This is a genomic window from Mycobacterium sp. NGS22 (genome assembly GCF_059813095.1).
Window position 1 is genome coordinate 1 of record NZ_JCALDY010000009.1, and the last position, 11,891, is coordinate 11,891.

The window sequence follows — 11,891 nt, forward strand, 5'->3', positions numbered from 1 at the left end:
TTCATTAACTCCTGCCATCTCATACCTGCGGCCAAAGTTTCCGCCATCGCGCCGAGCATTCGTCGCCCACAACGGCGGTCCGCAGCACGCCTGCTGCTCTCCGGGTCCAATTGCCGCTGCTGCGCTTCGGCACCGATCAGCCGGAACGCCGCGCCCTCAACCCTCCTCCGATACGAACCGCCCCACCACCACTACGTGGCGGCGGGGTCCAAATTCGCGCGGTCGGCCTTCGTGGCGCGTCAGTGGGGACCGTCGTCCAGGCCGTTGCCGGCCACGACACCCGGCGCGATGAAGTCTGCGACCTGATCCTTCGCTGCGTCGATGTACTCGCTGATTCGCGCACTGGGCCACGCTTCCCCGCTAAGAGCAACGCGTCAGCTACCGGCAACCACCGCGTTCGACGGCGATCCTCCACTCAGGAACGTGCGTATCTGTTCTGCGGCCACGGCGTAGCAGAGGGCGTTCGTTCCTGGCACGGTCCGCGCCATGTGAGGGCTGATGATCGTGCCTGGGCAATCCCAGAGGCGATGGTCTTCCGGCAGCGGCTCAGGCTCAGTGACGTCGAGGGCCGCCCGCAGTCGCCCAGTCTGCAACTCCGCTACGAGTGCGTCGGTGTCAACGATCTTGCCGCGGGCGGCGTTGACGACCAGGGCGCCATCCGGGAGTGCACCGAGGAATGCCACGTCGACCATGCCCTGCGTCGAGTCGGTCAGCGGCGCGGTAATAACGACCGCATCGCACGTCGGCAGAATCTCGGGCACTGCTTCCGGGCTGAGCACGCCGGCGCGTTCCCGACTGGCAATAAGGACAGGTAGAGCGTCGAATGCCCGCAGTCGCTCGGCGACGGCCCCACCAATTGCACCCGCTCCGAGAATCAACACCCGGCTCCCAGCGAGAGTGTCGGCGGCAACGCGACGATGCGCCCACGTGTGCTCCCGCTTGAAATCCACGAGCGCCGGCCACTGACGGTAGAGGCACAGGATCGCTGACAGCACCCACTCAGAGACGGGTCCGGCATGTGCCCCGCGGGCGGTGGCCAGGATGACGTCAGGCGGCACGTCAGAAGCCCACTCGTCGGCCCCCGCGGACAGAAGCTGAACCATGCGGAGGCCGCGGAGTTCTTTCAACAGCGGGATCGGGCGATGGCTGCTGCGGTACGGCGGGATCAGGATCGCAGCGTCGCACTGCTCAGGTGAGAGTGGCCCGCTGGGGTCGTAGATGACGACCTCGAGTCCGTCGACGCGACCAAGCAGGTCAACGCCGACTCTGTCGTCGTCCTCGTGACTGACGAGCACTCGCATCGGAATGTTTCTCCTCAGTTGCCGGTCGAACGGACGGATGAGCGGCGAAGTCGCCAGACCGGGAACCATACTGCTACCGGATGCGGGTCATGCTCCTTCCGACCCACCCCAACGCCCCTCGCAAATCAGCACCTCGTTGTCACACCGATGTCACAACTGAGGCCCACAACCCCGGACTTGGGCGGACAGGACCAGACGATTCGCCCAGCTCGGCAGACCAGCGCAAACCTCGACAGAGCCGACCAGACGCCGCCGTTCGACTTCCCAAGCTGAATACGCGGGTTCGATTCCCGTCATCGGCTCCACGACAGCGCATTTACCGGCGCTGCGCATATCGGGCTGCCGAGATGAATCAAGATGCCAACTGGGTTAGGCACACCCCGAACACCCACGCAACCGTGGCGAGCAGCGCGCCGGCGAGCTCGACACCCATCGACAACGCGACGCCTTTCACGGCGTGCTTCGTCGATGCCCATGCCAGCCGCTGGTCTCCGCGGGCGGCCAGTTCCGCCGCGTAGACGCCCAGCACGAAGCCGATCGCCAGGCCGATCACCGGGATCACGAAGAAACCAATGATGCCCAGTCCCGCGCCCGCCGCCAAACTCAGCGTGCGCACGTCGGCGGCACGCATCCGCTTCACCGGCCAGGTGTACTTGATAAATGTCGCCGCACCGAGCAGCACGACCACCACGCCGAGCGTCACCCACGCGGTGATGTTGTTCTCCACGACGGCCCACACCACGATCGCACCGAGCACCAGCAGCGTGCCCGGCAATACCGGCACCACGATGCCGATGATTCCGACGGCGATCGCGAGTGCTACGAGGACGATGCCGACAGCACTCATCTTCTCAAGGTATCTCTAGTGGTCGCTACGGTTCGTGTCCACCAGCGCGGGAGCAGCCCGATCCTCAACAAACGTTTTTCGCGCGCTGACGAGGCGCCCGAAGGCGACACCGTCGACGAACGTGTCCTTGCGTGCCACCTGCCAATCGTCGGTCACGGTCACCAGATCGATGCAGTCCCAGCTGACCGCCCGACCGGGTCCGTCGCCCTCCGGCAATAGACAGGTCAGCGTCCAATCCAAAACCCAATGCCGAGAACCGAATTGGGTTCGGTGGACGTCGAACCCGAAGCCGGGGAGTGCGGCGAACATGGCCGTGAACTCGTCATGCACGGCGACACGACCGGTCACCGGGCCTCGGCCGTGATGCAGCCAGAACATGGTGTCTGCGGCATGGAGCGCGACGATCGCGTCGACGTCGCGGGACTCCCAGGCCAGTAGGTAGCGCCGGTAGAGGGCGCGTAACGCGCTCATCGGACCGCGAAAACTCGGTAGCGGACCTCAGAAAGCGACACCTCGTTGATGGCCACCGTGTGAATTGCGTTGAGCCACCGGTAGCGGGGATCGTCGGTGTCGAACAGGGGGCTGGATCGGGCGATCATCTCGTCGTGCCGGATCAGCTCGCCCGCGGCGAACCGGTCGGTCGCCGCACGACTCATGTGCACCCGGCCGGTGTTGGTGACGTGGATGTGCGCCCCGTCGTCCGTCCGCAGCGTGGCCCGAACATCCAGTCGTGCCACCCGGTCGGTGCCGAACAGTATCCAGTCGCCGCCGCCCGGCAAGATGTCGCCGGCGATGCGGGGACCCTCGCAGCGCCCGCGCCGGACCACGTAGGTGAACCGGGTGCCTACCGGCGTCGGGAAGATCTGCACCGGGTCGAATTCGATGCGAATGTCGAGCAAGTGCTCCAGCGACGGGCGTGCGTCGATATCGACGAGGACGGTCATAGTGGTTCCTTCCGACACTCCGAAGCTACGCCTATCACTTGGAGAAACCAAGTGATAACTTGGTATAGGCAAGTATCTGATACGGTCATGGTGTGGCAGCCAAGTCGTACGGTCAGCATTGCGCGCTGGCGAAAAGCCTTGACCTGGTTGGCGATCGCTGGACATTGCTCGTGGTGCGGGAGCTGCTCGACGGTCCGCGCCGTTATGTCGATCTGCTGCATGGGCTGTCACCGATCGCGACCGACATGCTGGCGGCACGGCTGCGGGATCTGGAAAACAACGGCTTGGTCGCGCGTCGCGACCTGCCGCCACCGGCCGCGGCGAAGGTCTACGAATTGACCGACGAGGGCCGTGCGCTCGAGGACGTGGTCAATGCGTTCGCCCGATGGGGCCGTCGTCTGCTCCACACTCGCAATCCCGGCGATCAGGTGCGTCCCGAATGGCTCGCCAGGGCGGTGCGGGCGTACGTGCGAGCCGAACGACCCGGCGTCGACCTGGTGCTGCAACTGACGACGCCGGAGGGATCGACCACGTTGCACATCGACGAGAACACCGTCGAACCTACGACGGCAGAGCCGGACGTCACCTTGAGCGGCCCGGTGGAAGCCCTTGCGGCAGCGACGAATCCAGCTCATTTCGCCGACTTGGTCTCGTCCGGAGCCCTGACCGTCGAGGGTCGCCGCGCCGCCGTGCGTCAACTCGCGGTGATATTCGGTCGATAGCCGGTTAATAAACTTCGCGAAAACCGCTGATCAAGGTGATCGTGTTGCCATCCGGGTCGATCAGCGCCGACAGCCGCACTCCCTTGTTCACGTCCTGGATCTCCCCCGGCGCGTATCCGCGCTCGGCGAGATCACCGACCGCCGCATCCAAATCCTCGACGGCGAGGTTGACCGCCGTCCTGCCGGCCTTCTCCGCGTCGGCGAAAACCTGGATCCAGCCCGTGCTGGTCGACCGCCACTCGGCCAGTGTCGGCATCGGGTTGTTGCTAGGCGGCGCACCGAAGAAGCCGGAGTACCAGTGCGTTGCCGCTTCGATGTCGGTCACCGGAACGACCGCCAGCACATGCTGTACCTGCATTGAGTGCCTCCCTTCCGGTTGGTAAGACTCCGACCGGAAGGCAAATTCATCGGCAGACCAGCAGTAGCTCAGGATCGGACTACGGAACCCCGGGCGATCCGTCCAAACCGAGCACCCCGCCGGTGCCGCCGGCGCCGGCCTTTCCGGCTTTGCCCGGGTTGACGCTGGTGCCGCCGCTGCCGCCGTCACCGCCATTGCCGATCAGCAGGGCGTTGCCACCCTGACCACCGTCGCCGCCGACGCCGCTCGGGTTGATGGTGACGTTCATCCCGCCGTCACCACCGTGGCCGCCGTTGCCGATCAGCCCGGCCGTGCCACCAGCCCCGCCCTTCCCACCGATAATCGCGCTGGTACCGCCGGCGCCGCCGGCGCCGCCCTCGCCGAAGAGCAATCCCGCCTGGCCGCCGGCCCCACCGTCCCCGCCGATCGCGGCGTTCGAGGCGGCACCACCGCCGCCACCGCTGCCGCCGGTTCCGATGAGCATGCCGGCGCGGCCGCCGGCCCCGCCCTTCCCGCCGATGGCGGCTGATGTGCCGCCGGCACCGCCCGTGCCGCCGGCTCCGGCGAATAAGCCGGCCGCGCCACCGGCCCCACCGTCACCGGCAAACAAGCCCCCACCGCCACCGGCGCCGCCGTCCCCGCCATCGCCGAAGAACATGCCGGCCGCCCCACCGGCCCCGCCACTACCGTTGATCGCGCCGCCGCCTCCGCCGGTGCCGCCGGTCCCGCCGTCACCGCCGAAGGTGCCCCCGTGGCCACCGGCCCCGCCATCACCGTTGATTGCACCGGCTTTGGCGCCCGCACCGCCGAAGCCGCCGGTACCGCCGCTACCGACGAACCCGCCGGCACCGCCGGCACCGCCCGGGCCCGCGACGGCGGTCTCGGTGTACCCGCCCATCCCGCCAGTCCCGCCGCTGCCGAACAGCCCCGCGGTGCCACCGACTCCGCCCGCCCCACCGTTGCCTCCGACGCCGTTACCGCTGCCACCCGCGCCACCGGCGCCGCCCGAGCTGAACAACCCGCCTGCCCCGCCCGCGCCGCCGTTGCCGCCGGAGCCCGCGGCGTTGAATCCGCCGGCGCCACCGCTGCCACCAGCGCCGAACAAGAGCCCACCGGCTCCACCGGTGCCGCCGTTGGTGGTGCCCGGACCGCCCGCCCCGCCTGCCCCACCGGTGCCCAGCAGCCCCGCGGCGCCGCCGGCACCTCCGTTTTGACCGGCCCCGCCGGACCCGCCGTTGCCGCCGCTGCCGATCAGGATTCCGCCGGCTCCGCCGTTGGCCCCACTGCCCGGGGCTCCGTTGATTCCGTTGCCGATCAGGGGACGCCCGGTCAGCGCCAGGAAGGGCGCATTGATCGCGGTGAGGACAGGTTGCAGGGGTGTGGCGGCGGTGGCTTCAGCACTGGCATACGAGGCCGCACCGGTAGTCAAGGTCTGCACGAATTGATCATGAAACGCCGCCGCCCGGGCGCTGATCGCCTGATATCCCTGGCCGTGCCCGGAAAACAGCGTCGCGATTACTGCTGAGATCTCGTCGGCGCCCGCCGCCAGTACCGCCGTCGTCTGCGCTCTCGCGGCAACGTTGGCGGCGTTCAACGCCGATTCGATATCGGCCAGATTCGCTGCTGCCGTTGCCAGCGCCTCTGGCGCTGCGAATAGAAACGACATATTGGACACCTCCCAGTGCGCCATGGCGCTCAGGCCATGCCCCCCCGGGGAATCGCCGCGATCAATATGCGGCTAGATACATGATCTCGCTTCAGAGCACGACATCGTGGGGTTTCGCCGAGATTGAGGGCTGACATCGACCCGTCGGTGTGAAACGTCGGCTTTGATTGTGAATCCACGGCTTCGCCGGTGAGCGCAGGGCGAAAAAATCGACGATTCCTCGCCCAGGCTTCACCCGCAACGCCCAGGCTTCACCCGCAACGCCCAGGCTTCACAGTCAAAGCGAGGGCGGGGCGTAGCGCCCGCGCTCGGTGACCACCGCGCTGATCAATCCAAACGGCGTCACGTCGAAGGCGGGGTTGAACACCGCGGCATCCAACGGAGTGACGGCAGACCCGGCAAAGGTCCGCAGTTCGTCAGGCGCGCGTTCCTCGATGGCGATTTCGGCACCCGTGCCAAGCGACCCGTCGATCGTGGACGAGGGTGCCACGACGACGACAGGCACATCGTGGTGACGCGCCGCGATGGCCAAGCCGTAGGTGCCGATTTTGTTGGCGACGTCGCCATTCGACGCGATCCGGTCGGCGCCGACGAGCACGCAGTCGACGAGGCCACGCGCCATCGCCGCCGCGGCCGCGCCGTCCGGTTGCACCCGGTACGGCACACCCGCCTGGGCCAGCTCCCAGGCGGTGAGCCGGGCGCCCTGCAGCAGTGGTCGGGTCTCGTCGACCAGCACCGACTCCACCAGTCCGCGCTCGTGCAGATGCCAGACGACGCCCAGCGCGCTGCCCCACGCCACGGTGGCGAGATGGCCGGCATTGCAATGACTCAGCAACCGCAGCGGCCGGCGACCGCACAACTCCAGGACGATCTCGGCGGCGCAAGCGGATGCGGTCCGGTTCAGCCGCTCGTCCTCGTCGAGAATTTCCAGGGCTTCGGCGAGCACGGCTTCGGCACCCTGGTCCAGCCGCTCCAGCGCACGTGCCACTCCCCAGCTGAGGTTCACCGCGGTCGGTCGGGCCGCCGCAACTCGATGAGCCGCAGCCCGGACGTCGCCGCCCTCGCAGACCGCGAGCACCACGCCGAGCGCGCCCGCCGCCCCCAGCGCCGGCGCTCCGCGCACGGCCAGGCGACGGATCGCGTCGATCAGCTCGTCGACCGTGCGCAGCCGCAACAGGCGGTAATCAACCGGCAGCGCGGTCTGGTCGATGATCGTGACCGCATCGCCGTCCCAGTCGATGGTCCTGTGCACCAGCCGACCCTACGCACGCCCGTTTACGCTGTAGCCACGATCGGACGAATCGGAGGGTCATGGCCGAGTTGACCAAGGGCGCCAACGCACCGGTACCCACTGCCGAGCTGACCGTCGAAGTCAGTTGGCAGGCCGTCGCCGGAGTCGATGCCGACGCCAGCGCGCTGCTGCTGACCACGGCGGGAAAGGTGCGCGACGACACCGATCTCATCTTCTACAACCAGCCCACCTCGCGTGACGGGTCGGTGCGGCACACCGGTTCGATCCAGACGGGCGGGGACCGCCTGGTGGTCAACGCACCGGCCGTCCCCGACGTCGTCGACCGCATCGCGTTCGTGGCCTCCATTCACGACGCCGCCGCCAAGCGTCAGTCATTCGCGCAACTGCCCGGACTGTCGATCAAGGTGTCATCCGGCGGCACACCGGTGGCGAGCTATTCGATCTCTGGGCTGACCACCGAGACCGGACTGATCTTCGGCGAGTTGTACCGCCGGCAGGGCGCGTGGAAGTTCCGCGCGGTCGGCCAGGGCTACGACACGGGGCTGGCCGGCATCGCGACCGAGTTCGGGATCTCCGTCGACGACAAACCGGCCACGCCGCCGCCCGCGCCCCAAGCGCCCCAAACGCCGCAAGCGCCGCCGACGATCGACATGAACAAGCAGCGACAGATCAACCTGCGCAAGGCCGTCTCGGACAAGTCGCCGGTACTGCTGAAGAAATTCGACGCCGCCACCGTCTCCCTGGAAAAGCGGGGATTCCTCGGCGAGCGCGCCGAGGTGATCCTGGTGCTCGACGTCTCCGGCTCGTCGCGCCCGTTGTTCAGCAACGGCAGCTACCAGGAACTCATCGACCGGTTCCTCGCTCTCGCACTGCTTTTCGACGACAACGGCACCGTCGACACCCTCCTGTTCGATCACCGCGTGCACGAAGGTGAACCCGTCACCCTGGCCAACCGCGAAGGCTGGACCGACCGCGCCATCAACCGCAAGGGCATCTGGGGCATGACGAAGTACGCCCCGCCGATCGAGCAGATCGCCGGCAATCTGGAGCGCGGCGCCCGGCTGCCCACCTACGTCGCCTTCATCACCGACGGCGGCAACAGCGACCGTAAGAACGCCGCGGACGCCGTCCTGCGCGCGTCCGGGTTGCCGATGTTCATCCAGTTCATGGCGATCGGGCGGGAAAGCGACTTCCCGTTCCTGCACAAACTCGACGAACTGACCGGCCGCGAGATCGACAACGCCGGGTTCTTCGCCGTCGAGCAGGTGCGGGCACTGAGCGACGAAGCGTTCTACGACAAGGTCATGACGGAGTTCCCGGATTGGCTGGGCGCGGCGCGTAATGCCGGCATTGTCGGCAGAGGGTTCTGAGCGCTCTACCAAAACGCGCCCCAGTGGCCAATGATGGGCGCATGAGTGATGTACACCACACCGATGTGGACGTCGTCGTCGTGGGCGCCGGCTTCGCGGGCCTGTACGCCGCGTATCGCTTGCGGTGCGCGGACCATTCGATGCGCATCTTTGAGGCGGGCGACGATATCGGCGGCACCTGGTATTGGAATCGCTACCCGGGGGCCCGCGTCGACATACCGAGCCTGGACTACATGTTCAGCTTCGATCCGGAGTGGTCGCGGGACTGGCAGTGGTCGGAGAAGTACGCCACCCAGCCCGAGATCCTGCGGTATCTGAACCACGTCGCAGACAAGCACGACCTTCGTCGCGACATGCAATTCGGCACCCGGGTCACCCACGCGCACTGGGACGACGATCTGCCCGGGTATCATGTGCGCACCGACGACGGCCGCGAAATCACCTGCCGCTACCTGATCATGGCGACCGGCTGCCTGTCGGTGCCGAAAGAGCTCGACATCCGCGGCATCGAGAACTTCGCCGGTGAGGTGTATTTCACCAGTCGCTGGCCACATGAGCCGGTCGACTTCACCGGTAAACGTGTCGGGGTGATCGGCACCGGGTCGTCGGGGATTCAGTCGATCCCGCTGATCGCGGCGCAGGCCGCGCAGCTCACGGTATTCCAACGGACGCCGTGCTTTTCGATCCCCGCGCACAACGGTCCGATCGCACCGGACAAGCTGGCCGCGCTCGCCGACGACGGTGCCTACCGGCAGGCGGCCCGGTACTCGTTCGGCGGGGTGCCGGTGGAACGCACCATCACCCCGTGGTTCTCGGTGCCCCTCGAGGAAAGGCAGCGACGATACGAAGAGTGTTGGCGGCGCGGCGAATTGCTGGAGGTGCTCAATCTCTACGCCGACACCATGAGCAACCCGCTGGCCAACGCCGACTTCGCCGACTTCGTCCGCGCCAAGATCCGCGGCATCGTGCACGATCCACAGACGGCGGATACGTTGTGCCCCACCACCTATCCCGTCGGCGCCAAACGACTGTGCCTGGACACCGGCTACTACGCCACGTTCAACCTGCCCCATGTGCGGCTGGTCAACCTGCAGCAGCAGCCGCTGCTGGGCGTGTCGAGCACCGGGATCGACACCGCCGGTGAGTCTTTCGAATTCGACGCGATCGTGTTCGCCACCGGCTTCGACGCCATCACCGGCGCGGTCGCGGCGATCGACATCGTCGGCCGCGACGGACTCGAGCTGAAGACAAAATGGTCGAACGGTCCGGACACGTACCTGGGGCTGACCACCGAAGGGTTCCCGAACTTCTTCCTGATCGCCGGCCCCAACAGCCCCTCGGTGCTGTCGAACATGGCGGTGTCGATCGAGCAACACGTCGACTTCGTCGCCGACACGCTGACGTATCTGCGCAACCGCGGCTTCGACCGGATCGAACCCACCGTGCTCGCCGAGGCCGGCTGGATGCAGCACGTGGCCGATGCGGCAGCCATAACACTGTTCCCGCAAGCGAATTCGTGGTACGTCGGCGCCAACATCCCCGGCAAGCCGCGGGTGTTCATGGCCTACGCCGCCGGGGTCGACTTCTACCGGGTGGCGTGCGACGAGTTGGTGGCTCGCGACTACCTGGGTTTCCGGTTGTCCGGCCAGGACGGTTCGCAATGCAACGACGGCATAATCCGCCGCTTGCAGCCCGACGTCCAGATGGTGCTGGAGCAGATGGCGTTGTTGGACCTGCCGCCGTTGGAGTCGCTCGGCGTCGACGGGATACGGGCCTTCATGGACGAGACCAACCTCGCGCGCCCACCCGGCCCCGACGTCGGCGCAATAGTCGACGGAACGCTACCCGGCGCTGCCGGCCCGCTGAACTACCGGTTGTACCGGCCCGCGAGTCCGGGTCCGCATCCCGTCGTCGTCTATTTCCACGGCGGCGGTTGGGTTCTCGGCGACGCGGCATCCGACGAGCCGCTGTGCCGCGACCTGTGCGTGCGCAGCGACACGCTCATCGTGTCAGTGGACTACCGACATGCCCCCGAACACCGATTCCCGGCGGCATTCGAAGACGGCTGGGCCGCTGCGCAATGGATCGCCGAGCACGCCGAAGAACTCGGCGGCATTCCCGGCCAGCTCGTCGTCGGCGGCTGGAGCGCGGGCGCCGGAATCGCCGCCGTGGTCTGCCAATTCGCCAGGGAGGCGGCCCGGCCGACCATTCTCGGGCAGGCCCTGCTCACTCCGGTCACCGATTCCGACCAGACCCGACCGTCTTACCTCGAGAACGCCGAGGGCTACGGTCTGACCGCCCCGCTGATGGCCTGGTTCTTCGACCAGTACGCCGACCCGGACGTCCGCACCGACCCGAGGATCGCCCCGTTGCGCACCCCGGATCTGTCGGCGCTGCCACCGGCGGTCGTGGTGGCGGCGGAGTTCGACCCGCTGCGCGACGAAGGTATCGCGTACGCGGAAGCCCTTGCGGCAGCCGGGGTTCCGACCGAGCTCGTGCGGGCGAGGGGGCACACGCATCTGTCGCTGACGATGGTCGACATGGTGGTGTCCGGAGCCCCCGTCCGGGCCCAGATCGCCGAGGCGCTGCGGGGTTTCTTCGCACTCAGCGCGGCCACGCACTGACGCCGCGCGTTGTCACGAGCACGGTACGACCACAGGCGATAGACGATGGGCGAACGCGTCACCTTCGAGAGTTCCACGGGCCCGAACCTGGCCGGGATCGTCGACCCGCCGGAACAGGAATCGCGCGGCTGGGGTGTGTTCGCCCACGGCTTCACCCTGGGCAAGGAATCACCGGCGGCGGCTCGCATCTGCAAGCAACTGGCCTCCGACGGGATCGGCATGTTGCGCTTCGACGCGCTGGGACTCAATGGCTCCGAAGGCGACTGGGGAGACGGGTCGTTCACCGTCAAGGTCGACGACATCGTCAAGGCCTGCGAGTTCATGGCGGACCGCGGCACGCCTGCCGACATCCTGGTAGGGCACTCGTGGGGCGGCGCCGCGGTACTCGCCGCGGCACACCAGGTGCCCGGTGTCCGCGCGGTCGTAACGGTAGCCGCGCCGGTGGACCCCAGCCACGTGGAGAAGCACTACGACGCGGTGGTGGACCGCTGTCTGTCCGAGGGCAGAGCCGAATGGATGGTGGGCGGGCGCACACTGACCCTCAAACGAGCGTTCGTCGAGGACGTCCGCGCGGCCCATCTGCACGACAGGATCAAGAGCCTGCGCCTGCCGCTGCTGATCCTGCACTCACCCACCGACAACACCGTCGACATCGAAAACGCCAGCGAGATCTTCCGATTGGCCCGTCACCCGCGCAGCTTCGTTTCCCTGGAGGGCTCCGATCATCTGCTCACCGCCCGCGGCCAAGCTCGCCGGGCCGGACGCATCATCGGCGCGTGGGCCGACGCATATCTCGACGAGTCCTGA

11 protein-coding genes are annotated in these 11,891 nt (G+C 67.4%); 4 read left to right on the top strand and 7 right to left on the bottom strand.

From position 1 onward, the window contains the following. Positions 1–374: 374 nt before the first annotated feature. The 4 genes from AC5Y47_RS10590 to AC5Y47_RS10605 all read right to left on the bottom strand — a co-directional run bounded on the left by AC5Y47_RS10590 (position 375) and on the right by AC5Y47_RS10605 (position 3,092). Positions 375–1,370 (bottom strand): NAD(P)-dependent oxidoreductase, encoded by a 996-nt coding sequence (locus AC5Y47_RS10590; RefSeq protein ID WP_473140180.1) that lies wholly within the window; start codon positions 1,368–1,370, stop codon positions 375–377. Positions 1,371–1,653: 283 nt separating this feature from the next. Next, positions 1,654–2,148 carry a DUF456 domain-containing protein gene (locus AC5Y47_RS10595; RefSeq protein ID WP_499943923.1) on the bottom strand — a complete coding sequence of 165 codons (495 nt, stop codon included), beginning with the start codon at positions 2,146–2,148 and terminating at the stop codon, positions 1,654–1,656. Positions 2,149–2,163: 15 nt separating this feature from the next. Then, positions 2,164–2,619, bottom strand: coding sequence for a nuclear transport factor 2 family protein (locus tag AC5Y47_RS10600; protein WP_499943924.1), 456 nt, complete (start codon positions 2,617–2,619; stop codon positions 2,164–2,166). After that, on the bottom strand, positions 2,616–3,092 hold the full coding sequence (locus tag AC5Y47_RS10605) for a DUF3237 domain-containing protein (RefSeq protein ID WP_499943925.1): 477 nt from the start codon (positions 3,090–3,092) through the stop codon (positions 2,616–2,618). The genes AC5Y47_RS10600 and AC5Y47_RS10605 overlap by 4 nt, the downstream gene beginning before the upstream one ends. A gap of 92 nt (positions 3,093–3,184) precedes the next feature. On the opposite strand from AC5Y47_RS10605, the gene AC5Y47_RS10610 reads away from it, so the two are divergent. Next, the gene (locus AC5Y47_RS10610) at positions 3,185–3,814 is read left to right on the top strand and encodes a winged helix-turn-helix transcriptional regulator (RefSeq protein ID WP_499943926.1); all 630 of its coding nucleotides are present in this window, start codon (positions 3,185–3,187) and stop codon (positions 3,812–3,814) included. Between the two features lie 4 nt (positions 3,815–3,818). Here AC5Y47_RS10610 and AC5Y47_RS10615 read toward each other — a convergent pair whose 3' ends face one another. The 3 genes from AC5Y47_RS10615 to mtnA form a co-directional block, all read right to left on the bottom strand. Next, complete coding sequence (locus tag AC5Y47_RS10615) at positions 3,819–4,172, bottom strand: VOC family protein (RefSeq protein ID WP_499943927.1); 354 nt, start codon at positions 4,170–4,172, stop codon at positions 3,819–3,821. A gap of 79 nt (positions 4,173–4,251) precedes the next feature. After that, entirely contained in the window at positions 4,252–5,838 is a 1,587-nt protein-coding gene (locus tag AC5Y47_RS10620) for a PE family protein (protein ID WP_499943928.1), read from the bottom strand. 277 nt (positions 5,839–6,115) lie between these two features. Continuing rightward, the gene (gene mtnA / locus AC5Y47_RS10625; protein ID WP_499943929.1) at positions 6,116–7,090 is read right to left on the bottom strand and encodes an S-methyl-5-thioribose-1-phosphate isomerase; all 975 of its coding nucleotides are present in this window, start codon (positions 7,088–7,090) and stop codon (positions 6,116–6,118) included. A gap of 59 nt (positions 7,091–7,149) precedes the next feature. Here mtnA and AC5Y47_RS10630 point away from each other — a divergent pair, with 59 nt between their 5' ends. The 3 genes from AC5Y47_RS10630 to AC5Y47_RS10640 are packed head-to-tail and all read left to right on the top strand — an operon-like array spanning position 7,150 to position 11,891. Then, positions 7,150–8,460: a VWA domain-containing protein gene (locus AC5Y47_RS10630; protein WP_499943930.1), complete on the top strand. Its 1,311-nt coding sequence runs from the start codon at positions 7,150–7,152 to the stop codon at positions 8,458–8,460. Between the two features lie 41 nt (positions 8,461–8,501). Next, on the top strand, positions 8,502–11,084 hold the full coding sequence (locus tag AC5Y47_RS10635; protein WP_499943931.1) for a flavin-containing monooxygenase: 2,583 nt from the start codon (positions 8,502–8,504) through the stop codon (positions 11,082–11,084). Positions 11,085–11,129: 45 nt separating this feature from the next. After that, positions 11,130–11,891 (top strand): alpha/beta hydrolase family protein, encoded by a 762-nt coding sequence (locus AC5Y47_RS10640; protein WP_499943932.1) that lies wholly within the window; start codon positions 11,130–11,132, stop codon positions 11,889–11,891.